This is a genomic window from Arboricoccus pini, from assembly GCF_900187945.1.
GTDB classification, from domain to species: Bacteria; Pseudomonadota; Alphaproteobacteria; order Geminicoccales; family Geminicoccaceae; genus Arboricoccus; species Arboricoccus pini.
This window is the reverse complement of sequence record NZ_FYEH01000001.1, coordinates 1-23,992: the sequence shown is the minus strand read 5'-3', so window position 1 is coordinate 23,992 and position 23,992 is coordinate 1. Positions and strand designations below refer to the sequence as shown.

General features: G+C 64.9%; 19 protein-coding genes. 12 read left to right on the top strand and 7 right to left on the bottom strand.

The features are described from left to right. Positions 1-25 precede the first annotated feature (25 nt). Positions 26-556: a DedA family protein gene (locus CFB17_RS00095; protein WP_088559370.1), complete on the bottom strand. Its 531-nt coding sequence runs from the start codon at positions 554-556 to the stop codon at positions 26-28. Positions 557-710: 154 nt separating this feature from the next. Between CFB17_RS00095 and CFB17_RS00090 the strand changes: the two genes are divergently transcribed. The 6 genes from CFB17_RS00090 (at position 711) to CFB17_RS00065 (ending at position 9,405) form a co-directional block, all read left to right on the top strand. Next, a complete protein-coding gene (locus CFB17_RS00090; RefSeq protein ID WP_243389642.1) occupies positions 711-956 on the top strand; it encodes a helix-turn-helix domain-containing protein in 246 nt (81 codons plus the stop codon). A 42-nt stretch (positions 957-998) separates the two neighbouring features. Continuing rightward, positions 999-2,561, top strand: a complete 1,563-nt coding sequence (locus tag CFB17_RS19880) for a TerC family protein (protein ID WP_088559369.1) — start codon at positions 999-1,001, stop codon at positions 2,559-2,561. 102 nt (positions 2,562-2,663) lie between these two features. Beyond that, entirely contained in the window at positions 2,664-4,490 is a 1,827-nt protein-coding gene (gene glmS / locus CFB17_RS00080) for a glutamine--fructose-6-phosphate transaminase (isomerizing) (RefSeq protein WP_088559368.1), read from the top strand. Between the two features lie 151 nt (positions 4,491-4,641). Then, positions 4,642-6,180: a virulence factor family protein gene (locus CFB17_RS00075; protein ID WP_088559367.1), complete on the top strand. Its 1,539-nt coding sequence runs from the start codon at positions 4,642-4,644 to the stop codon at positions 6,178-6,180. After that, positions 6,180-8,843, top strand: coding sequence for a bifunctional lysylphosphatidylglycerol flippase/synthetase MprF (mprF, locus tag CFB17_RS00070; protein WP_088559366.1), 2,664 nt, complete (start codon positions 6,180-6,182; stop codon positions 8,841-8,843). The genes CFB17_RS00075 and mprF overlap by 1 nt, the downstream gene beginning before the upstream one ends. Positions 8,844-8,862: 19 nt before the next feature. Beyond that, positions 8,863-9,405: a GNAT family N-acetyltransferase gene (locus CFB17_RS00065; protein WP_088559365.1), complete on the top strand. Its 543-nt coding sequence runs from the start codon at positions 8,863-8,865 to the stop codon at positions 9,403-9,405. Between the two features lie 57 nt (positions 9,406-9,462). Here the strand turns inward: CFB17_RS00065 and CFB17_RS00060 are convergent, their stop codons facing one another. The 3 genes from CFB17_RS00060 to CFB17_RS00050 all read right to left on the bottom strand — a co-directional run bounded on the left by CFB17_RS00060 (position 9,463) and on the right by CFB17_RS00050 (position 12,744). Beyond that, on the bottom strand, positions 9,463-10,545 hold the full coding sequence (locus CFB17_RS00060) for an ABC transporter ATP-binding protein (protein ID WP_088559364.1): 1,083 nt from the start codon (positions 10,543-10,545) through the stop codon (positions 9,463-9,465). Positions 10,546-10,737: 192 nt separating this feature from the next. Beyond that, complete coding sequence (locus CFB17_RS00055) at positions 10,738-11,739, bottom strand: GlxA family transcriptional regulator (protein WP_088559363.1); 1,002 nt, start codon at positions 11,737-11,739, stop codon at positions 10,738-10,740. A 3-nt stretch (positions 11,740-11,742) separates the two neighbouring features. Next, complete coding sequence (locus tag CFB17_RS00050; protein ID WP_088559362.1) at positions 11,743-12,744, bottom strand: GlxA family transcriptional regulator; 1,002 nt, start codon at positions 12,742-12,744, stop codon at positions 11,743-11,745. Between the two features lie 216 nt (positions 12,745-12,960). Between CFB17_RS00050 and CFB17_RS00045 the strand changes: the two genes are divergently transcribed. From CFB17_RS00045 to CFB17_RS00020, 6 genes are all read left to right on the top strand, one after another. After that, positions 12,961-13,866: a 1-acyl-sn-glycerol-3-phosphate acyltransferase gene (locus tag CFB17_RS00045; RefSeq protein WP_088559361.1), complete on the top strand. Its 906-nt coding sequence runs from the start codon at positions 12,961-12,963 to the stop codon at positions 13,864-13,866. 83 nt (positions 13,867-13,949) lie between these two features. After that, positions 13,950-15,242, top strand: coding sequence for an ergothioneine biosynthesis protein EgtB (gene egtB, locus CFB17_RS00040; protein WP_088559360.1), 1,293 nt, complete (start codon positions 13,950-13,952; stop codon positions 15,240-15,242). A gap of 100 nt (positions 15,243-15,342) precedes the next feature. Further along, positions 15,343-16,875, top strand: coding sequence for a glucose-6-phosphate dehydrogenase (gene zwf / locus CFB17_RS00035; protein WP_088559359.1), 1,533 nt, complete (start codon positions 15,343-15,345; stop codon positions 16,873-16,875). 18 nt (positions 16,876-16,893) lie between these two features. Beyond that, on the top strand, positions 16,894-17,307 hold the full coding sequence (locus CFB17_RS00030) for a dihydrofolate reductase family protein (RefSeq protein WP_088559839.1): 414 nt from the start codon (positions 16,894-16,896) through the stop codon (positions 17,305-17,307). A 305-nt stretch (positions 17,308-17,612) separates the two neighbouring features. Further along, positions 17,613-18,641 carry an SPFH domain-containing protein gene (locus CFB17_RS00025; protein ID WP_088559838.1) on the top strand — a complete coding sequence of 343 codons (1,029 nt, stop codon included), beginning with the start codon at positions 17,613-17,615 and terminating at the stop codon, positions 18,639-18,641. 10 nt (positions 18,642-18,651) lie between these two features. Next, entirely contained in the window at positions 18,652-19,587 is a 936-nt protein-coding gene (locus tag CFB17_RS00020; protein WP_088559358.1) for a diacylglycerol kinase catalytic domain-containing protein, read from the top strand. A gap of 102 nt (positions 19,588-19,689) precedes the next feature. On the opposite strand, the gene mmsB is transcribed toward CFB17_RS00020, so the two are convergent. Genes mmsB through chvE form a run of 3 tightly spaced genes read right to left on the bottom strand, consistent with a single transcriptional unit; the run spans position 19,690 to position 23,496 of the window. Further along, positions 19,690-20,889, bottom strand: coding sequence for a multiple monosaccharide ABC transporter permease (mmsB, locus tag CFB17_RS00015; RefSeq protein ID WP_088559357.1), 1,200 nt, complete (start codon positions 20,887-20,889; stop codon positions 19,690-19,692). Then, positions 20,886-22,424, bottom strand: a complete 1,539-nt coding sequence (mmsA, locus tag CFB17_RS00010; protein ID WP_088559356.1) for a multiple monosaccharide ABC transporter ATP-binding protein — start codon at positions 22,422-22,424, stop codon at positions 20,886-20,888. The genes mmsB and mmsA overlap by 4 nt, the downstream gene beginning before the upstream one ends. Before the next feature lie 25 nt (positions 22,425-22,449). Next, positions 22,450-23,496: a multiple monosaccharide ABC transporter substrate-binding protein gene (chvE, locus tag CFB17_RS00005; protein ID WP_088559355.1), complete on the bottom strand. Its 1,047-nt coding sequence runs from the start codon at positions 23,494-23,496 to the stop codon at positions 22,450-22,452. Between the last annotated feature and the right edge of the window lie 496 nt (positions 23,497-23,992).

Sequence of the window (23,992 nt, the reverse complement as noted above, 5' to 3'; positions counted from 1 at the left end):
GCGCGTCGCGCTGCATGAGCCGAGGCTAGCCAAGCCAGCCCTCGAGCCAGCCGATGCCGTAGGCGCCAGGTGCCAGCATCAGGAAGGCCCAAAGGACGGCGGAGAACAGGTTCGCCGTCTGGAAGGGCCAGAACGGCATGGCGCAGATCCCGGCCACGAGCGGCACGCTTGCCCGCAGCGGCCCGAGAAAGCGGCCACCGAAGACGCCAAGCCAGCCATAGCGTTGAAAAAAGGCATAGCCGCGCGGCAAAAGCTCGGGTGTCCTGCTGAGCGGCCACATCCTGGCCACGCCTTCCTTGTAGCGATCGCCCACCCAGTAGGACAGCCAGTCGCCGAGTGTGGCGCCCAGAACCGCCGCCAACCAGATGGGCAGGAAAGGCAGATTCGCCTGCCCGATCAAGGCACCCACGGCCAGGAGAATGACCGTCGCTGGAATGAGGATCGAGAGAAAGGCGATCGATTCGCCAAAAGCCAGGAGAAAGACGATGGGTGCCGTCCAGCCCTGATGGAGGCGGACGAAGGCGGTGATCATGTCGCTGACGTCGGCAAAGCTCATGCATGGCTCAATGAAGGTTGGATCGACCCGCTGCCGGAAACGACTGGGCAATTTCCGCGGACGGCATCTTGCCGGGCTTGGGTGGTCTGCCCAAATGTCGCCCATGTTGGGTGATATCAATGATTCGGGGCAGAAATTTAATGGTGCGGCCTTGGTGTTGCGTCCCGAGCAATGCCGTGCCGCGCGGGCACTTCTCAACTGGACGCAGCAGCATCTGGCCAACGAGGCGCGGGTCGCGCGGGCGACCATCCGCGATTTCGAGAATGCGCGGCATCGCCTGCATGGCAGCACGCAGGCCCTCATCGTCGCCGCCCTCGTAGGTGCCGGCGTGGGCTTCCTGGCCGATGCCCACCTCGGCATCGGCGTCTATCTGCGCTTGACCGGCCATGATTGCGCCTGACCTGACAACCTTGCCTCTAGCCGCCGCAGCCTGACGGACCCTATGGAAGCCATCCTCGATCCGGGCATCCTTGCCGGATTGACCACCTTGATCGTGCTCGAGGTCGTCCTCGGCATCGACAATCTCCTCTTCATCGCCGTCCTCGCGGACAAGCTGCCCGCACACCAGCGCGACAAGGCACGCCTGCTTGGCCTCGGGCTGGCGCTGATCCTCCTGGCCGGCCTCTCCTGGATTATCGGCCTCACCCAGCCGGTCCTGGAACTGGGTCCCTATGCCTTCTCGTGGCGCGATCTCATCCTGGTCGGCGGCGGCTTCTTTCTCCTTATCAAGGCGACCTTGGAGATCCACGAGCGGCTGGAGGGCCATCATGGAGCGGAGGGCGGCGGCTCACGTGCCATCTTCTGGATAGTCATCGTCCAGATCCTGGCCCTGGATGCGGTGTTCTCACTCGATTCCATCATCACCGCTGTCGGCATGATCGACCAGCTCTGGGTGATGATGACCGCCGTCATCGTCGCCATGACCATCATGATCGCGGCGAGCAGGCCGCTCACCAGCTTCGTCGGCCGCCATCCGACTGTCGTCATGCTGTGCCTGGGCTTCCTCCTACTGATCGGCTTCAGCCTCCTGGCCGAGGGCTTTGGCTATCACGTGCCCAAGGGCTATCTCTACGCCGCCATCGGCTTCTCGATCCTGATCGAATTCTTCAACCAGATGGTGGGCGCCAAGCGGCGACGGACGCTGGCCCGCCTGCCCATGCGCCTGCGCACCACCGATGCCGTCCGCCGGCTCCTGGGCGGCTCTGCGGGCTCGATCAGCAACGACGATACGATCAGCAATGTCGGCGGCGACGGCCCAGCGGAGTTCGGCGATGCCGAGCGGGCGATGATCGAGGGCGTGTTCGGTCTGGCCGAGAAATCGGTGGTGGCCATCATGACACCCTGCCACGAGATCTTCTGGATCGATGCCGACCGGCCCCTGGCCGAGGAGGGCAGACGGGCGGCATCGACTGGCCGGACGCGCTGCCTTGTGGGCCGTGGAAGCCTGGATCGGCTGTTGGGCATGGTGGAGACCAAGGAAGTCCTGAGCCGCCTGCTGAACGAACCCCACGCGCGCATCGAGACCTTGGTGGAGCCGCCGCTCATCGTCCATGACCGCCTGACCGTCATCCGCCTGATCGACCTTTTTCGCGAAACCGGCAGCCGGTTCGCCGTCGTGGTCGACGAGCATGGCGCCATCGAGGGCATCGTCACCTCGACCGATATCTTCGCGGCCATCGCCGGCGACCTTGCCGAGGACGAGCAGGTGGCGGGCGGCATCAGCCATATGGGTGACGGCACCATCCTGGTCGAGGGCCAGACGCCGATCGCCGATGTCGCCCAGGCGCTGAACCGGCCTCGGCTCGGTCAGAGCGGGCGCTACGCCACGATCGGCGGCTATCTTCTTTGGGAATTGGGACGCATGCCGAAGGCGGCCGAGGTCCTCGAACGCGACGGCATCCGCTTCAGCATCGAGACCATGGAGCGGCGGCGCATCGGCAAGGTTCTGATCCGTGCGCTCGATCCGGCAGCCCGTGCCGAGGAAGGCAAGCCGATGGCCGGCTGAGAAACGCGGCCACGATACCCTTGCCCGCGCGTCGGTCCTCGCGGTGTGGCCCAAAGACCTTCTATCAATGGTTCAAGTCATCTGCGTGCGGGAATCTTCGCCATGTGCGGCATCGTCGGCGTCATCGGTCAAAGCGAGGCGGCTCCCCTGCTCCTCGCAACCCTCCGGCGCCTGGAATATCGCGGTTATGACAGTGCCGGCATCGCGACGCTGGTCGAGGGTGCGATCGAGCGACGCCGCGCCCAGGGCAAGCTCGATCGGCTGGCAGAGCAGCTGGAGCTGGCGCCGCTGGCCGGCACAACCGGCATCGGTCACACGCGCTGGGCGACGCACGGCGCGCCCACCGAGGCCAATGCCCATCCGCACATGGCGGACGGCGTGGCCGTCGTCCATAACGGTATCATCGAGAATTTCGCCGAGTTGCGCCGGGAGCTGATCGCCGCCGGCCATTGCTTTGCCACCCAGACCGACACCGAGGTCGTCCCGCATCTTTTGAGTGCAGCCCTTCGCCGCGGAGTGCCGCCCAAGGAAGCGGCACTCGAGGCGGTCCGCCGGCTCAAGGGAGCCTTCGCCCTGGCCATGCTCTTCGAGGGCCGGAGCGACCTCCTGGTGGCGGCAAGGCGCGGCGCGCCGCTGGCGATCGGCTATGGCGAAGGGGAGATGTTCATCGGCTCAGACGCCCTGGCGCTGGCACCGCTCACCGACCGGATCCAGTACCTCGAGGAGGGCGACATCGCCATCTTGAGCCCGCATGGATGCAGCATCGTCGACGTCGATGACCGGCCCGTCACGCGCGAGATCCAAAAGACGGCGCTCTCCGGCGCGCTGATCGGCAAGGGCAATCACCGGCATTACATGGAAAAGGAGATCCATGAGCAGCCGGCCGTGATCGGCGATACGCTGCGCTCCTTCACCGACCCCTCGAGCCACCGCCTGGCCCTTCCGGATCTGCCCTTCGACTTCGCCCACCCCGAGACCAGGCTGCAACTCGTGGCCTGCGGCACCGCCGCCTATGCCTGCATGACCGCCCGCTACTGGTTCGAGCAGTTGGCCGGCATCCCGACCTCGACGGATATCGCCTCGGAATATCGCTATCGCGATACTCCCATGACCTCCAGGGAACTGGGCATCTTCGTCAGCCAGTCGGGCGAGACTGCCGATACCCTGGCGGCGCTTCGGCACGTCAAGGCGCAAGGGCGGCCGACGCTTGCCATCGTCAACGTCGCCGAGAGCACAGCTGCCCGCGAGGCGGATGGCATGCTTCGTACGCTGGCGGGCCCGGAGATCGGCGTTGCCTCCACCAAGGCCTTCACGACGCAGCTAAGCACGCTTGCCTGCCTGGCGATCGGTGCCGCCAGGGAGCGGGGTTGCCTCGCAGCCAGTCGGGAAGCCCAGCTGATGCAGGCCATGGACGAGATCCCGGCCCGCCTCCTGCAGGTACTGGATCAGGACCAGGTCTTTCGTGACATCGCCTCCATGCTGGCCGGTGCCGGCTACGTGCTCTATCTCGGTCGCGGTGCCATGTATCCGATCGCCCTCGAAGGGGCGCTGAAGCTCAAGGAAGTGAGCTATATCAAGGCTGAGGGCTATGCGGCGGGCGAACTCAAGCACGGCCCGATCGCGTTGGTCGACGAGGAGGTGCCGGTGATCGCGGTTGCGCCCTCCGATCATCTCTTCGAGAAGACTGCCTCCAACCTGCAGGAGGTGGCCGCGCGCGGCGGCAAGGTCATTCTCTTTTCGGACGCGGCCGGGATCGCCGCCATGGGCGACCTGCCCGTGGCCAGCGTGACGCTGCCTGCCGTCGATCCGTTCGTGGCGCCCATTCTCATGAGCCTGCCCGTGCAACTCCTGGCCTACCACACCGCCGTCGCCAAGGGGACGGACGTCGACCAGCCACGTAATCTCGCGAAATCGGTAACCGTCGAGTAATCCATTCCATCTAAAGAAGCGTGACGCGCGATGCACACGGCCGGGCTTTGTGCTAAGGCGCCGCGCGATCGTGGCATCCGCTGGTCGGCTGGTCCTTGAGGGGCCGCGCGATGGCGATGCCAGCTTCACTTAACCAGGCCTGACCGTTTGCATGGGCCTGCAACAAGACGGCGTTTCGGTCCTGATCATGATGTTTTCCGCCCATCTGGGGCGTCGCGTTACTGCCCTCGGACTGGCCTCCATGCTCGGTATGCTGGTCTTTGCCGGACTCTTTCCCGCGCAAGCGCAGGACGCGCCCGTCACCGCTGATGCCGAAGGTGGCCAGACCATCGTCGCCCGGGCCGACGGCGCGCCGGTCGAGGTCGATGGCGGCGACGTGTTGGGCAAGATCCGAGTCTATCGGCCCAATGGCGACATCAAGGCGCTGGTCTACCTCTTCTCCGATACCGCGGGCTGGACCCCGGCCCTGGACGGGGTCGGCCGCGTGCTGGCCGAAGAGGGTATCCTGACCGCCGGGATCGAGCTTGGCCATGTGCTGGCGAACTCGGCGACCCCCGACCAGGACTGCTTTTATCTCGTCTCCGATCTCGAGGAGCGTGCCCAGGAGATCGAGAAGAACGCGGGCATCGCCGACTATATGACGCCGATCCTGGTAGGGGTCGGGCATGGCGGGACGCTTGCCTACGTAGCCCTCACGCAATCGCCGGATGCGACGACGGAGGGCATCGTCACGATCGATGCCGCACCCTCGCTCGAGACGCGCCAGCCCTTCTGCGGGCCGGCACCCTTCCAAAAAAGCGTGGCGGGCGGTTTCGCCTATGGCAAGGCGCCGAGCCTGCCCGGCTGGTGGCGAGCGGCGGTGCATGCCGATCAGAACAATTATTTTCCTTGGATCGATCGATTCGAGGAGGCCGAGATCGTCTCGCTGGACGAGAATGCGACGCTGGGTCGTGCTGTGGCCCATATCGTCATCGAGACCGTGAACGAAGTACATTCGGGCGACGGACAGCGGCTGGCCGATCTGCCGCTGGTCGAGCTGCCGAGCCAGCAGGACGGCGACCTCTTTGCCATCGTCCTCTCGGGTGACGGCGGCTGGCGGGATCTCGACAAGTCGATCGGCGAATGGCTGGCGGGACACGGCGTGCCCGTCATCGGTGTCGATTCGCTGCGCTATTTCTGGACGACGAAATCGCCCGAGCAGATCGCGCGCGACGTCAGCCGGATCGTCAAGCGCTACGGTGACGCCTGGCATCGCCAGCATGTCATTCTCGTGGGTTATTCCTTTGGTGCCGGCGTGTTGCCTGCGACGGTGGATGCGCTACCGGAGAGCGTGCGCAATCGGGTGACGCAAGTCTCGGTCCTAGGCATCGGCCCGACCGCCGACTTCGAGTTTCACGTCACGGGCTGGCTGGGCTCGACCTCGGCCGAGGCCCAGGACGTAAAGGGGCCGGCCAGCCGCTTGGACAAGACGCGCGTGCAGTGCTTCTACGGCGAGGAAGAAGAAGATACGCTTTGCACGGACCCGGTGATGGCGGGTGCCGAAATCATCAAGACAACGGGTGGTCACCATTTCGATGGTAACTATGACCGTCTTGCGCAGTTAATTCGCGAGGGTGCGCTGCGTCGTCTTGGCGCTGCGGCCAGTACGGCCGCGACGGACACGCGCGCGGCGACGACACGGAGCGACTAATGGCGACGTCGCTGGACGAGGATGAGACGCGCCGGCCGGCCACCGAGCCGCCGGCCGGGGTTGTCGTGGCCAAGGACGAGGCGGCCTCCTTCAGGCGCGCCATCCTTATCGAGCGGTTGAAGGGCTGGGGCACGCCGGTCGTCGGCTGCGCGCTCCTGGCCCTGTCGCTCTGGGTGCTGCACGACATCTTGCGCCATTTTCACTATGCAGACCTGCGCGCTTCGGTGGCGGCTATCGGCTGGCCGCCCATACTGGCATCGCTCGGCCTGACGGCGGTGAGCTTCGCAGCCCTCGTGGGCTATGAATATTTTGCCATGCGTTTTGCGGGCAAGCGGCTCTCGGTCGGCCGGACCGGGCTTGGCGCCTTCATCGCCCAGTCGATTTCGCACACCACGGGCTTTGCCGCCTTCGTCGCCACCTCGCTGCGCTATCGCATCTATGCCGAGCGTGGCCTGACGCTGGTCGATGTCGCCAAGGTCCAGGCCTTCTTTGTCTTCACCCTGGGACTGGGACTCGTCACCCTGGGCGGCATCGTCCTCCTGATCGAGCCCGGCTTCGCCGGCCGCCTAGTACCGATGCCGCTTGGCGTCTGGCGCGGCATCGGCGCCGCCATGGTGGCGCTCGTTATCGCCTACTTCCTCTGGAGTTGGCGGATGCATCGGCCGATCCGCGTCTTTGGCGAGGAGATCGAGCCGCCGCGGCCCTCCGTCACCCTCCTCCAGATCGGCCTTGCCTTCATCGACATCATGGCGGCCGCCGGCGCGATGTGGGTACTGATGCCGGCGGGACTGGACGTCTCCTATCCCGATCTCCTAGGCATGTATCTGGCAGCCGTTCTGCTCGGCATCGTCAGCCACGTGCCGGGTGCCCTGGGTGTGCTCGAGGGGACGATGCTGTTGTTGCTGGCCCCCTCGCAGGAACTGATGGCGCCCGTCGTCGCCTCACTCCTGCTCTTTCGCATGACCTACTATCTGGCTCCCTTCATCGCGGGCTCGCTTTCGCTGGCCGGGCTGGAATTCGGTCGCTGGCGCGGCTTTCTCGACGCGGCAACGACGCGGACAGTCACCCGTATCGCCCCGCTCATCCCGGTGGCGGCGGCGGGCCTGGCGGTGCTAGCGGGCGCCATCCTCCTCTTCTCCGGCGTGACGCCGCCGATCGAGGCGCGCTTTACCGCCCTTAGCGATATCATGCCCCTGCCCGTCATCGAGCTTGCGCATGTCGCGGGCTCGGTGATCGGCGTCTGCCTGCTCCTTCTGGCCCGACCGCTCTATCGTCGCCTGGCTGGCGCCTGGACCCTGGCCGTGGGCCTGCTCGCGGCCGGCATGGCCGCCTCGCTGATCAAGGGCTTCGACTTCGAAGAGGCAACACTCTGCCTCGTCGTCCTCCTCATCCTCCTGGCCTGCCGTCCGGAATTCTATCGCCGCTCGCGACTCCTGGACGAGCGGCTCTCGCCCGGCTGGTGGATCGCCCTGGCGCTGATCGTCGGCGCCTCGATCTGGCTCTTGATCTTCGCCTATCGCCACCTGGGCGACCCGACCAGCCTGCTCTTCACCTTCGACATCGACCGCAACGCGCCCCGATCGATCCGTGCGGTCCTCGTCACCGTCGTCATGGCGCTGGCAGCCGGGGTCTATCAGCTTGTCCGGCCGTCAAGGCCGCAAAGGCTGGCACCGGTCGACGTCGACATGGGCATCATTCGGCAGATCGTCGATGCCAGCCCGGCTGCCGAGGCGAGGCTGGCCTTTAGCGGCGACAAGCGTTTCATGTTCTCGAGCGACGGCACGGCCTTCATCATGTATGGCCTCTCGGGGCGAAGCTGGGTGGCCATGGGCGAGCCGGTCGGGCCGAAAAAGGCCTGGCAGGAGTTGCTCTGGGCCTTTCACGAGGAGGCCGACCGGCATGGCGGCCGCTCGGTCTTCTACGAGATCGGCCCCGATAACCTGCCCTTCTTCCTTGAGCTCGGCCACCGCATCGTCAAGCTGGGGGAGCGGGCGCGCGTGCCGTTGGAGCCCTTCGAGCTGAAGGGCAAGCGACGCCAGGATCTGCGGACCGCCATCAATCGGGCGCAAAAGAGCGGCCTTTCCTTCGAGGTCGTCGAGGGAGAGGCACTTGAAGCGATCCTGCCCGAAATCGAGGCCATCTCGGATGCCTGGCTTGCGGCTCACAATGCGCGCGAGAAGCGTTTTTCGCTCGGCTATTTCTCCAAGGACTATCTACGCTCGGGACCCGTTGCCATCGTGCGGCGGGAGGGCAACGGCATCGTCGCTTTCTGCAATCTCTGGCTGGGAGCCCAAGGCGAGGAGTGCAGCATCGATCTCATGCGCTTCGAACGCGACGCCGGCCCCGGCATCATGGACTATCTTATGACCGAGTGCCTCCTTTGGGCCAAGGCGCGCGGCTATCGCTGGTTCGATCTCGGCATGGCGCCGCTCTCGGGCCTGCCCGATCACAAGCTGGCCCCGCTCTGGACCAGGCTCGGCCGCCTGATGGTCCGGCACGGGGCGCATTTTTACAATTTCAACGGCTTGCGCTCGTTCAAGGCCAAGTTCGACCCGGTCTGGGAGCCGGCCTACTTGATCTTCCCGGACGGTTCGCTGCCGCTGGTCCTGGCCGACACGGCGGCCCTCATCGCCGGCGGCTGGAGCGGGATCGTGCGGAAATGAGCCGGAGCACCTTGCCATCATGCTGATCGAGACGGCACGCCTGCGCCTCAGGCCCTTCAGCGCCGCCGACAGTGCGAGCCTGGCCGCCCTGATGGCGGATCCCCTGGTCATGGCGGACCTGGGCGGCCCCTTGGACCGCCAGGCCAGCGATGCGAGGCTCGAGCGCTATATCAAGGCAGCCAGCGAGGCGGGCACGGCGCGACTGGCCATGGAGACGCTCTCCGGCAGCTTCGTCGGCTATGCCGGCCTCATGCCGCAACAGGCCCCCCACCCCTTGGCGGGCGAGCACGATATCGGCTGGCGGCTGGTACCTGCCGCCTGGGGCCAGGGCTTCGCCACGGAGGCCGCGAGGGCCGTCGTCGCGGACGGTTTCGGACGGCTCGGGCTGCAACGGATCCTGGCCTATACCGCCTTCGACAATCACCGCTCGCAGCACGTGGCGCGCAAGCTCGGCATGCGGCGCGCGCCCGAACGCGATTTCGACCTCAAGGAACTAGGCGTGCCGCTAGCCGGACCGGCTTTCGTCTGGACGCTCGAACGGGACGGAATGCCCGCTCGCTAGGCCGGCTAAGAGGTCGGGCCTGAGGGGTGGGCCCACGCCCACCCTGGCCGCGATGGCTCAAGCGGCGATGCGCTGACCGCTCTGCTTGTCGAAGAGATGCACGGCGTCGAGCTTCGGCAACAGGTCGATGCGCGCGCCCGGGCGGAACTCGTGGCGCTCGCGGAAGACCGCCTGGGTGTGCTGACCGGCGATGCTGGAAACGACCATGATCTCCGAGCCGGTCGGCTCGACGACGACCACCTCGGCCGGGATGCCGCCGCCATTGGCGTCGGCCAGGGTCAGATGCTCGGGCCGGATGCCATAGACGACCTCCTGGCCGTCGCGCCCGAGGGCATCGGCCGGCAACGGCAGAAGGGTGCCATCCTTCGCCACGGCCTGGAGCTGGTTGCCCTGGCGCTGCAGGCGGGCATCGATGAAATTCATCGACGGCGAGCCGATGAAGCCCGCGACGAAGAGATTGGCCGGCCGGTCGTAGAGATCGAGCGGCGCGCCGATCTGCTCCACATGGCCGCCCTGCATGACGACGATCCGATCCGCCATGGTCATGGCCTCGATCTGGTCGTGGGTGACGTAGACCGAGGTGGTCTTGAGGCGCTGATGCAGTTCCTTGATCTCGGTGCGCATCTGCACGCGCAGCTTGGCATCCAGGTTCGAGAGCGGCTCGTCGAAGAGAAAGACCTGCGGGTTGCGGACGATGGCGCGGCCCATGGCGACGCGCTGACGCTGACCGCCCGAGAGCTGCCTTGGATAGCGATCGAGGAGGGTGGCAAGGCCCAGGATGCGGGCCGCCTCGCCGACACGCTGCTCGATCGTCTCCTTGGGTGCGCGCGCCAGCTTCAAGGAGAAGGCCATGTTCTGCTTGACGGTCATATGCGGATAGAGGGCGTAGTTCTGGAACACCATGGCGATGTCCCGGTCCTTGGGGGCGACGTCGTTGACGACGCGGCCGCCGATCGCGATCTCGCCGTCGCTGATCTCCTCCAGTCCGGCGATCATGCGCAAAAGCGTGGACTTGCCGCAGCCCGAGGGGCCGACCAGCACCACGAACTCGCCGTCCTGGATGTCGACGTTGACGCCATGGAGGACCTTGACGGAGCCGCCATAGGTCTTTTGCGCGTTACGAATATCGACGCTTGCCATTTGTTTCGTTTCCTTCCTGCGGTCGCATGAACGAGGGCCGGGCCGCCGCATGGCCGGAACCGGCGCCAAGCGTTCCCAAGATCGCGCCTCTTTTGCACGGAGGCGACGGACGTCGGGAGCATCTGGACGCTTATGGGCCAGCCGGCCGGGTGCCGCAAGCAAGCAGCCCTTCTGCCAGTGCCGCCGAAAGGATCAGATCTTGGCGAGATCGGCCGCCTGGCGGCGGCGGGGGCGCACGGCCGAGGGGGGACGGCCGAAGCTCGCTTTATAGCTGCGGCTCAGATGCGCGCAGTCGGCAAAGCCGCATTCGAGGGCCACCTCGGTGACCGAGTGCTCGGTCATGCGCAACAACCAGTCGGCGCGCTCCAGCCTGAGGCGCGCATAGGCGGCATTCGGGCCGATGCCCAGGGCGTCGCGAAAGAGCCGCTCCAACTGGCGGGCCCCGATCGAAAGCTCCAGGGCGATCGCCTCGACGCTCAAGGGATCGCCCACATGCTGCTCCATCAGGAGAAGCGCGCGCTTGACGCGGGGGTCCTGCGCTTGCGCCGTGGAAGGCGGCTGCGGCTGCGGGCCAACGCCCGGCCGCGCGCGATCCTGGAGGAGGATGCGCATGCTCTTGCGCGCCAGGGCCTGTCCCAGATGCTGGTCGACCAGGGAGGCTGCAAGATCGGCGGCGCCCGTGCCGCCCGAACAGGTGATCCGGTCGCCATCCTTGACGAACAGCCGGTCGGCGCTGGCCGAAAGCTCGGGAAAGAGCTCGACGAAATCGCGATAATGATACCAGGAAACGCAGATCGAGCACCCGTCGAGGAGGCCCAGACGGGCCAGGACGAAGCTGCCGGTACACACGCCGACCAGCGGGCGGCCCCGTTCGGCGGCGCGCACGAGATAGGCCTCGGTCATCGAATCGATCGGGCGGGCGGGACCGCCGCTGCGCGGCAGCAGGCCGCCCACCACGGCCACGTAATCCAGGGATTCGGGCGGCAGCAGGCCGCTGGTCGGCATGACCTCGACGCCGGCACTCGAGACGATCGGCCGGCCGCTGGCGCTCATCACGTGCCAGCGGCAGCGATCCTGCCGTGAGCCGTCACCTTCGTCGGCGGCAAGGCGGAGCGCGTCGACGAAGGTGGAAAAGGCCGAGAGCGTGAAACGGTCGGCCAGGACGAAGCCGACGGTCAAGGTGGGCTTGCTCATGGCCTAGCGGGGCAGGGTCGCCTGGCTTTCGTCCTTGGGCAGGACGAAAGGCTGGTGGCGGCTGCTCTGGTCGACGCGCGGCGAGACACCGTAGCGATCGCGATAGCATTTGGAAAAATGCGTCGCCGAGACGAAGCCCGAAGAGATGGCGACCTCGGTGACCGACATCTGGGTCTGCCAGAGAAGCTGGCGAGCGCGGCGGAGCCGGAGGTCCAGATAATAACGCGCCGGCGAGACCGCCAGATACTTCTTGAAGAGTCGCTCGATGTTGCGGCGGGACTGGCCTGCCTGGGCCGAGAGGGCCGAGAGATCGAGCGGCTCCTCGATATGTTCCTGCATGATGCGGATGGCGATCGAGAGCTCGCGCCGCTCGATCGTGTTGGCGGCCCGCGTGCGCTGCTGGGGAGTCGTCCCCTTGCGCACCTGATCGTGCAACATTTCCTCGGCGACCTGCATGGCCAGCTTGTCGCCGTGATCGGCGGCGATGCGATAGAGCATCATGTCGGTCGCGGCCGTGCCGCCAGCGCAGGTGAAACGATTGCGATCGACAGTGAAGAGCTGGTCCTTGACCATGACCGCGGGATAGGTCTCGGCCATCGCGCTCATGTTCTCCCAGTGGGTCGTGCAGGCATGACCGTCCAGGAGGCCGGCCCGGGCCAGAAGATGGCTGCCCAGGCAGAGCGAGCCGATCACGGCACCCCGGCTGGCGGCACGACGCAGCCAGGCGACGATCTGCCGGTCGTCGAAGCGATGGCCCTCGAGGCCGCCACAGACCGTGACAAGGCGAAGATCGGGGGCAGCCTCCAGCCCGTGATCGACCGAGACGGCAAAGCCGGCGCTGGAGCGCACGGGCGCTCCATCCTTCGAGAGCAGGACCCAGTGATAGAGTTCCCGCTCCGCCACGTAATTGGCAAGGCGCAAGGGCTCGACCGCCGCCGCGAAAGCAAGCGCGGTGAAGCCCGGCAAGAGCAGGAAACCGAAGGTCGAGGATTGCGATGCGGCCATGCGTCTCCGCGGTATGCCCGCTAGATGGATGTCGGAAAGCAAACATCATGCCAGCATCCTGAAATCACTTCAGCATAATAACGCTCTCGACACTAAGGCCAGCATATAATGTTCCTTTCCATCAGACTCCATCCCATCCTCGTTCGCGAGGCCAGGACGGCTGATCGCAAGCGGCCAGCCCGCCTGCGCCGACTCCAAGGATGGCGCTGAACCAGCATGAGCTTCGCTCTTTTCCACAGATCCTCGGCCTTCGCCCGGCAGGGGCTGGATCGACGACGCCATCGTCGCCTCGTGGCCCTGGCGCAGGCCGACCTGGTGACCGCCCTGGGGCTGGCGGGCCTCCCGTTCTTGCGCCACCTCGTGGCCTTGCTGGCTTGGCCCGCTGCCGGCCGCTTTGCGCGTGTCGTCGCCAGGCTGGATGACGATGCCCGCGACCGAGGCCTGGCATTCGCGGCGGCGCACGCCTTGCCGCGCTTCGCCGCCGGCCTGGATTTGATCAACGCCAACGCCCTTCCAGGCACGGGACCGCTTCTGGTCGTAGCCAATCATCCGGGCCTCACCGACGCGCTGGCACTGATGACGGCGATATCGCGCGACGATCTGTTGATCCTGGCGGCCGAACGTCCCTTGCTGGTCGAGCTGCCGGCGGTCAGCCGCCACCTCGTCACGATCGGCGACGGGCGGGAGAGCAGGCTGAATGCGCTCAAGCGGGCCTGCCACCATCTTCGCGACGGGGGCGCCGTCCTCACCTTTCCGGGCGGCGGCATCGAGCCCGACCCGGCGCTAGAGAGCGAGCCTTTGGCTCTTGCCCGCTGGTCCACGAGCCTGGAGCTCCTGGCGCGCAGTGTGGCGGGCGGCCTGGTCGTGCCGGCCCTGGTGAGCGGCGTTCTCGGTCGCCAGGCCCTGGCGCATCCCCTGGCACGGCTAAGGCGACATCCGGCGGATCGGCGCTGGCTGGCGGCACTCCTGCAGGTGGCCTGGCCCGGCCTGCATGACCGGCCGGTACGCCTGGCATTCGGCCAGCCCTTGGTCATGCCCGGACGAAAAGGCGACCCGGCCCTCGTCAGGAGGCAGGTCGAGCGCCAGATGGTGGAGCTGCTGCGGGCGATGGGAAGCATGTAGCCGGACCGGCTACCGGCTTTCCTAAACGCGGCAAGCCGCCGCGCACGCAGGTGGAAACTGGATCAGGGAGCGGAGAATCGCAGATGATATCGAGCCGGACGTCAGAGGAGGACCAGGCCTTGCGCGCCCAGACGGTGGGCGAACTTTGGCGTCGCACGCGGCGGCGGACCGTGGACCTCGTCACCGGGCTGCCGCCCGAGGATCTGGTGGTCCAGTCGATGGAGGATGCGAGCCCTGCCAAGTGGCATCTGGCGCATACGACCTGGTTCTTCGAGACGTTCGTCCTCACCCCCTTCTTCACGCGTTACGAATCACCCGACCCGCGCTTTGCCTTCCTCTTCAACTCCTATTACGTGCAGGCGGGCCCGCGTTTCGAGCGCGCGCAGCGTGGGCTGATATCGCGGCCGACCGTTGCCGAGGTGATGGCCTACCGCGAGGCGGTCGACGAGGCCATCCGCACGCGGCTCGACTATGGCGGCTTGTCGCCAGAGGCGATCGACCAGCTCGAGCTTGGCTGCCACCACGAGATGCAGCATCAAGAATTGCTGCTGACCGACCTCTTGCACGCCTTCAGCTTCAATCCGCTGCGACCGGCCTACCGGGCACACGAGTCTTTGCCGGTCCTGCCTTTCTACGACACGAATGGCTGGCTGCATTTCGAGGGCGGCATCGTCGAGATCGGTCACCCCAAGAATGGCGGATTCGCCTTCGACAACGAGGGGCCGCGCCACGAAGTGCTGCTTCAGCCTTACCGTCTGGCGGGGCGGCCGGTGACGGCCCGCGAATGGCTGGCCTTCATCGAGGATGGCGGCTACCGGACGCCGACGCTCTGGCTCTCCGATGGCTGGGCCACGGCCAAGCGCCTGGGCTGGACCGCGCCTGGCTACTGGTGGAAAGAGGACACGCGCTGGTGGTCGATGACGCTGCGCGGCCCGCAGCCGGTCGAGCTTGATGCGCCGGTGACGCATGTGAGCTTCTACGAGGCCGATGCCTTCGCCCGCTATGCTGGCAAGCGACTGCCGACCGAGGCCGAATGGGAGGTGGCCTCCGCCCGCTGCCCGCCAAAGGGCGCCAATTTCCTCGAGAGCGGCCTTCTCAGGCCGCGCTCGACCCATCCGGACGGGCCGCGTCTGGCGCAGATGTGGGGTGATGTCTGGGAATGGACCGCCAGCCCCTACATGGCCTATCCGGGTTTCAAGCCGGCAAAGGGCGCGGTCGGCGAGTATAATGGGAAGTTCATGTGCAACCAGTTCGTGTTGAAAGGCGGCTCGTGCGTGACGCCGGAAGCCCAGATCCGGCCGACATACCGCACCTTCTTCTACCCGCATCAGCGCTGGCAGTTCATGGGCCTGCGCTTGGCCGAGGACGATCTCTAGACATCGGATATCGGCCGTTGGCGAAAGCTTCATCGACCGGCCCGGAACCGCGTGCCCAGATGGTGGCTTCCTTGGCGTTGACATTTTGGATGGAGATCTGATGAGCGACAGCGAACCGGGCGGCGACCTCCGCCAGGCCAAGGCCGGGGCCTCCAGCCTGCCGCCCTGTACCCTGGTGGTCTTCGGTGCCGGCGGCGACCTTACCAAGCGGCTTCTGGTCCCCTCGATCTATAACCTTGCCCATGACGGGCTCATTAGCGACGATTTCGCGGTCATCGGCGTCGATCGCATCGACCAGGACGATGCGGGCTGGCGCCAGAATCTGACGGCGTTCACGCAGGCGGCGGCCAGCGACGGTACCGCCGGGGGGCATGTCGGCCAGCCCGACGAAGCGCGCTGGCAATGGCTGATGCAGCGGCTTTCCTACATCAAGGGCGACTTTGCCGACGAGGGGCTTTTCGCCCACTTGAAGGAGCGGATCGGCCAGGGCAACGCCATCTTCTATTTCGCCGTCGGCGATCGCTTTTTCGCGCCCCTGGCCGAACAATTAGGCAAGGCCGGCCTGCTGACAGAGGGGGAGGCGCGTTTCAGGCGCGTGGTGGTCGAAAAGCCCTTCGGCCACGATCTGGCGACGGCGCGCGACCTGAACCAGCGGCTGCTCAAGGTGGCGAGCGAGGACCAGATCTATCGGATCGATCATTTCCTCGGCAAGGAGACAGTGCAGAGCATCATGGCGGTGCGCTTTGCCAATGGCATGTTCGAGCCCATCTGGCGGCGCGAGTTCGTCGACTGCATCCAGATCACGGCGGCGGAGAAGGTGGGCGTCGAGCGGCGCGGCGAGTTTTACGAGCATGCGGGCGCCCTTCGCGACATGGTCCCCAACCACCTCTTCCAGTTGCTCTGCATGGTGGCGATGGAACCGCCCTCCTCCCTCTCGGCCCAGGCGGTGCGCGACGAGAAGTCGAAGCTGATGGCGGCGCTGCGCCCCCTCAGCAGGGAGGACGTGGTGCGTGGCCAGTATACGGCCGGCAGCATTGATGGGCAGGGTGTGCCGGGCTACCGGCAGGAGCCTGGCGTCTCGCCCGAGAGCGACACCGAGACCTATGTGGCGCTACGCCTCGCCGTTGATAATTGGCGCTGGGGCGGGGTGCCCTTCTTCCTGCGCACCGGCAAGCGACTGGCGGAGCGGCGCACCGAGATCTCGATCCATTTCCAGGCCGCCCCGCACCAGCTCTTCAGGGATGCCGCGAGCGAGCGGCTGGCGCGCAATGTCCTGACGCTCAAGATCGACCCCGAGCATGCGATCGAGACCAGCTTCGATGCCAAGGAGCCAGGCCCGGCCATGCGACTAGGCCGGGTCACGACCCGCATGAACTATGCCGACTTCTTCCCGCACCGGGCCAATGTCGGCTACGAGACACTCCTTTATGACTGCATGATGGGCGATGCCACGCTCTTCCAGCGCGCCGATGCGATCGAGCGGGCCTGGACCGTCGTGGCACCGGCTCTGGAAGGCTTTGCCAAGGACGAGATCCCGCTTGAGAGCTATGCCGCCGGGAGCCAAGGCCCGGCCGGCGCGGATCGGCTGACCGGCAGCGAGCATGCCTGGGCGCCACTGCAAAAGAGGAGCTGAGATCAGGAAATGGGCGGCATGGCGGATGTGCGGGCGATGTGTGCCATTGGGCAGCGTGGCCAGATCGGGCTCGATGGCGGCATGCCCTGGAGCGGGACCGAGGGGAGGATCTACGAAGCCGACGTGGCGCGCTTCTTCGAGCTGACGCAGGGCCATGTGTTGATCGCCGGCCCGACCACGATCGCCTCGGTACCCGCCTTCGCCAGGAAGGACCGAACCCTGGTCACCATCCGCTCGCACGAGCAGCCCGGCGAAGTGCTGGCGCGCTTTGCCGGGCGCGTCGTCTTCGTCGGCGGCGGGCCCAGGGTCTGGGCCGCCTATGCTCCCTATATCCGCCTTTGGGACATCAACCGCCTGCCCTATGACGGCCCGGCGGATCGCTGGTTCGATCCGGCATGGCTGACTGCCGGCCCGCCGCCCCGTGGCGTCTAGGCCCGAGCAACACTAGGGATTCGTTCGTTCCGGCATGGCTGGCCGAAAGCGCGCCGAACCTTTAGGTTGTGGTCCTTGAACAGGCGGCATGGCGCAGGCAGGTGGCTGGGTGGTCCCGGTTCCGGTCGCGCGCATTCGTGCGACGCACGAAGCGAGCTCATGATGTCTCTCGGCGATTTTGCTGGAAGGGAGACTCGACGAAGCGTCTTGCCTGACACGTGAGAAAATAACCAGTCAGGACGCTGGCAATAATGTTTGATGCTTTTTCATTTATAATAATCGCCTTCGCTCTTATAATTTTCTTGATGATATTTAGAAGATTATTTGGGCACGTAAAAGCAAACCCGAGCGTCTACATTATTCATTTTCGCAACGGCAAGCCCGTGCGCCAGGGAGCGGGTCTGTCGTTTTTCTATTTCGCCCCCAATGCGTCACTCGTATCGATTCCGCTCGAGACGATCGACATTCCCTTTATGTTCCAGGAAGTAAGCCAGGACTTCCAGGAGGTGACGGTCCAAGGGCAGGTCACTTATCGGATCAGCGAGCCCGTCGTTCTGGCCGGAATGATGAATTTCACCCTCGGTCCGGACCGCAAGGCCTATCTTTCCGAAGATCCACAAAAGCTTTCGGCACGCGTCGTGACGGTCGTGCAGGTGCAGGTGCGCAATGCGTTGCAGACCATGCCGCTGCAAGATCTCCTGCGCCGCTCGAGCGAGCTTGAAATCAGTGTGCGCGATGCCGTCGGGCAGGCGGCGACGTTCAAGACACTGGGCATCTCGCTGGTCGACCTTTCCATCCTCGCGGTGAAGCCCAACCCCGATACAGGCCGCGCCCTCGAGGCCAATGCGCGCGAGCAGATCCTCAAGCAGGCGGATGATGCGGTCTATGTGCGCCGCAATGCGGCGATCGAACAGGAGCGCGCCGTCAAGGAGAATGAGCTCAATACCGAGATCGCGATCGAGACCAAGAAGCGGCAGATACGCGACACGCAGCTCGAGGCGGAGCGTGCCGAGCTGGAGCGGCGCCAGGAGATCGAGGACCAGGCCCTGACCGGCAAGATCAACCTTGAGGAGCGGAACCGCGAGCTTACCGTCCTGCGCCTGGAGAATGCGCGCAAGGAGGCGGACGCCAAGGCCTATGCGATCTCGACGACGATGGCGGTCTTCAAGGATGTCGATCCGAAGGTGCTCCAGGCGCTGACGATCGGGCAGGCCAAGTCGAGCACGTTGATCGCCCAAGCCTTTAACGGGCTGGCCGAGGGGGCCGACCGGATCGGCGAGCTCAATATTTCCCCCGCCTTGCTGCGATCGCTGCTCGAGGACCAGGAAGACTAGGGAGTAGGCATTGGAACCGTTGCAGCGCCAGATCGTGCTCGTCGTTCGCGAGACCAGGCTCGAGGAACTGATAAGGCGCTTCAACACGGCCGGGCAGGCGCGATTCTATATCGAGCATTTGGGTGCCGATTTCTCCGACTACGAGGCCGAGCATCGGCGCTACCTCGAGGCGACCCGGAGTGTGGAGGAAACCTTGCGCCGCTATGCGCGGGTCCAAAAGCTCGAGCGCCGCTATCTGGCCAATTTCATCTTCCCGCCCGAAGCGCTTGTCGTCGTGCTGGGCCAGGATGGGCTTGTCGCCAACACGCTGAAATATGTGGGTGCCCAGCCGGTGATCGGCGTCAATCCTGATCCGGAGCGCTGGGATGGTGCGCTTCTGCCCTTCAAGGTCGGCGACCTGAACAAGATCGTTCCGCTGGCGCAGGCGGGCAAGCGGCCCACACGGCGGATCACGATGGCAGCGGCAAGACTGGCCGACGGCCAAGTGATCCACGCCGTCAACGATCTATTTATCGGCCCCCGCTCCCACGTCTCGGCGCGCTACAGCATTCGCATCGGTGAGAGGGTCGAGCAGCATTCGTCGAGCGGCCTCATCGTCTCGACCGGACTCGGGTCGACGGGCTGGTTCAAGAGCGTGCTGGCCGGTGCCGCAGGCATCGCAGATGCCCACATGTCGGCGGCGCACGCAAAGCTGCGCGAGCAGGGCTTTGCCTGGGAATCGGCGTTTCTCTATTTTACCGTGCGCGAACCCTTCCCCAGCCGCACGACCCAGGCCAGCTTGACCTTTGGCCAGATCACCCCGGAGAAACCGCTCGAATTGACCTCGCAGATGCCGGACTATGGCGTGATCTTCAGCGACGGCATCGAGACGGACCGCCTCGAATTCAATGCCGGCATGACGGCCTCGATCACCGTCGCCGACCGCTTCGGCACCCTGCTGGAATAAGCTCTCGACACCGGAATTGCTCGTCCCGCATGGCGGGCACCCGTCTTGCGGAAGCAGCGGGGTCCCCAGTCGTGATGTGCCGCCGGGGCCCGGCGGCGAGGCTCATTTCCGCTTGTTGTAGACGTCGACGAAGACGGCTGCCAGGAGGACCAGGCCCTTGATCACCTGCTGGTAGTCGATGCCGATGCCAAGGATCGACATGCCGTTATTCATCACTCCCATGATGAAGGCGCCGATGACGGCCCCCATCACCGTGCCGACGCCGCCATAGGCCGAGGCGCCGCCGATGAAGCAGGCGGCGATGACGTCGAGCTCGAAGCCGAGGCCGGCCTTGGGCGTGGCGGTGTTGAGGCGGGCGGCAAAGACCAGACCCGCCAAAGCTGCCAGCACCCCCATGTTGACGAAGGTCAAGAAGGTCAGCCGCTCAGTGCGGATGCCCGAGAGCCTAGCTGCCTTCTCGTTACCGCCAAGGGCATAGATGCGCCGTCCGACCGTCATCCGACTCGTCACGAAGGCGTAGATAGCGATCAGGACGAACATGATGATGAAGACGTTGGGCATGCCCCGATAGGAGGCCAGGAGATAGGTGAAATAGACGATGACCGCGAAAAGCAGCGCGTTCTTCAGGATGAAGAAGCCCGCCGGATCCGTCTCCACATGGTGCTGCTGTTGTCGCAACCGGCTGGTGAAGCTCACATAGACCATGGCCAGGGCGGCCAGGATGCCGATCGCCAGTGACGTCACCTTGAGGGTGCCTACCTGGAGGATATCCGGGATGAAGCCTGAGGAGAGGGCCTGAAAGGTAGGCGGGAACGGCCCCACCGACTGACCGTGCAGGAGGGCCAGGGCCAGCCCCTTGAAGACCAGCATGCCCGCCAGCGTGACGATGAAGGAGGGAATCTTGAAATAGGCGACGAAGCTGCCTTGGGCAGCGCCGATCAGCCCGCCCGCCACCAGGCAGAGGAGGACGGCCAAGGCCGGCGGCACGCTCCACTCGACGATCATGACGGCCGCAAGCCCACCGATGAAGCCCGCGACCGAGCCCACCGAAAGGTCGATATGCCCGGCCACGATGACCAGGAGCATGCCCAGCGCCATGATGACGATGTAGCTGTTCTGGAGCACCAGATTGGTCAAATTGAGCGGCTTTAGGAGCGTGCCGTCGGTGACGATCTGAAAGAAGATCATGATCGCGAACAGCGACAAAAGCATGCCGTAGTCGCGCATATTGTTCTTGAGATAGTTCTTCCAGGACCGGCTGGGCTGGAGCCCGGGGTCGGTAAGCGGCAGGCTGCTGCTCATGAGGCTACTCCCTGCTGCGCTTGCATGATCGCGCGCATGATACGTTCCTGCGATGCCTCGGCGGCCAGGAATTCGCCGACGAAGCTCCCCTCGTTCATCACGTAGATCCGATCGGAAATGCCGAGAAGCTCGGGCATCTCCGAGGAGATCACCACGACGGCCTTGCCCTGATCCGCCAGGGCCTGGATGATCGTATAGATCTCATACTTGGCGCCGACATCGATGCCGCGCGTGGGCTCGTCCAGGATCAAGACCTCCGGTCCGGAGAACAGCCACTTGCTCAAGACCACTTTTTGCTGGTTGCCGCCCGAGAGGTTGACGCTCTCCTGGTAAACGTCCGAACAGCGTATCCTGAGCTTGGCCCGATAGTCGCTGGCGACCTTGAGTTCGCCCATGTCGTCGATGACGCCGCCCTTGGAAACACCCTTGAGGTTGGCCAGCGTCACGTTCTTCCTGATGTCCTCGTTCAAGAGCAGGCCCAGGGACTTGCGGTCCTCCGTGACATAGGCCAGGCCATGCGCGATCGCCTTGTTGATCGTGCTGACATCGACTTCCTTGCCGTGCAGGAAGACCTTGCCGGTGATCTTCTGGCCCCAGGCGCGGCCAAAGAGGCTCATAGCGAATTCGGTCCGCCCGGCTCCCATCAGCCCGGCAATGCCGACGATCTCGCCCTTCCTCACCTCGAAGTTGAGATTCTTCGAAACCTGCCGCTCCGGGTGCAAGGGGTGGTAGACAGACCAGTCCTTCACCTCGAGGACTGGTGGCCCGATCTCGGGAAGCCGCTCGGGATAGAGGTTGGCCATCGAGCGCCCGACCATGCCCTGGATGATCCTGTCCTGGCTGATCGCCGCCTTGCGGCAATCCAGCGTCTCCACGGTGCTGCCGTCGCGCAGGACCGTGATCGCATCGGCGACCTTCTCGATCTCGTTCAGCTTGTGCGAGATCAGGATCGAGGTGATGCCCTGCGCCTTGAACTCCAAAAGGAGGCGCAAAAGCGCCTCGCTGTCCTTCTCGTTCAAGGCGGCCGTCGGCTCATCCAGGATGAGCAGCCGCACCTCCTTGGCCAGAGCCTTGGCGATCTCGACCAACTGCTGCTTGCCGACGCCGATGTCGGTGACCAGCGTCGTCGGCGCCTCGTCGAGCCCGACCTTGGCCAACAGGTCCCGCGCGCGCCTGAAGACCTCTGAGCGATCGACGACACCGAACCTCGAGGGCTCGTTGCCGAGAAAAATATTCTCGGCGATCGAGAGGAGCGGCACGAGCGCCAGCTCCTGGTGGATGATGATGATCCCTAGCTTCTCGCTGTCGGCAATGTCGCGAAAGCGACGCTCCTCACCGCGAAAATGGATCTCGCCCTCATAGGTCCCATGCGGGTAGACGCCGCTCAAGACCTTCATAAGGGTCGACTTGCCGGCGCCGTTCTCGCCGACGATCGCATGAATCTCACCTTCCTGGACAACGAGGTTGACGTTATCCAGCGCCTTTACGCCCGGGAAGGTCTTGCCGATCTCGCGCATCTCCAAGATGGCTGTCATCGCCTGGCAACCCCTCGACGCTAGCTCAATGGATCTGACTCTCTTGGTAATAGCCGCTGTCGATCAGGACGGGCTTCCAGTTTGAGATGTCGACCACGACCGGCTTGAGGAGATAAGCCGGCACCACCTTGACGCCGTTGTCGTAGGTCTTGGTGTCGTTCACCTCGACTGGCTTGTTCGATCCCATGGCGTCCACCATGTCGACCGTCACCTTGGCCAGATCGCGGGTGTCCTTGAAGATGGTGGAGGTCTGCTCGTGTGCCAGGATCGATTTGATCGATTGCACCTCCGAGTCCTGGCCGGTCACGACCGGCATCTTCAGATCCTTGCCGCCATAGCCCACACCCTTGAGCGAGGATAGGATGCCGATGCTCAGCCCGTCATAGGGCGAGAGAACCGCATCTACATGCTTATCCGTGTAGTAGGCGCTAAGAAGGTTATCCATGCGCGACTGGGCGGTGGCCGGGTCCCAGCGCAAGGTCGAAACCTTGTCCATGCCCGTCTGGCCGCTCTGAACGACGAGCTTCTTGCTGTCGATATAAGGCTGCAGCACCGACATCGCGCCATTGTAGAAGAAATAGGCGTTGTTATCGTCGGGCGAACCTCCGAACAACTCGATGTTGAACGGCCCCTTGCCCTCCTTCAGGCCTAGCGTCTTCTCGATATACTGCGCCTGCAACACGCCCACCTGGAAATTGTCGAACGTGGCATAGTAATCGACATTCGGCGAGTTCCGGATCAACCGGTCATAGGCAATGACCTTGATCCCGGCATCATGCGCCTGCTGCAGCACGTCCGAGAGCGTCGTGCCGTCGATCGAGGCGATCACCAGAACCTTGGCCCCCTTCGTCACCATGTTCTCGATCTGCGAGAGCTGGTTTGGAATGTCGTCGTCCGCATACTGCAGATCGACCTCGTAGCCGCGATCCCGCAACTGCCTGGCCATGTTGTCGCCATCGGCGATCCAGCGCGCCGACGACTTGGTCGGCATCGCCACGCCCACCAAACCCTTATCCGCCGCTTCCACCCGCCCCATCGCCAGAACGGCAACCAGCGCCGCCCCGGCAAGCATCAATGCACGCCGTTTCACGTTAGCTCGACTCCCCTAGCGGCTCCCTGCCGCTTTTTGCTTGTCGTCCGGTAAGCAACAAAAAATGCGCCACCAGACACGTCACCATACCGCCTCCCTCGATTTTTTGTCATCTGCGAACATTGTGCCGCAGCCCGGCCGTACACCGCCGGCGGCAAAAATATCGCGAAGCATGCGACGGCGTACGACAAGAGCGCGAAAAAGAAGCCTTCGGCGACCAGGAGGCACCGCCTCCTGGACCTGGGGGGCGATGGGGTGGTCGGATAGCGGGCAGCGCATGAGATCTGTTGTATAAGGACTATATTCCTTGTACAGTGGGCCCCATGGACTGGACCGATCGTCTCGCCCCCAAGCCGCCACGGCGCCGCTACCCCTTCTGGGCCAGGCGCGACCGCAGGCGCACGGCCCAGGCCATGGCGGCTGGACGTACCGCCCAGGAGATGGCGCTCGTCAATCGCGTCCCCGTCATGGAAGTCGA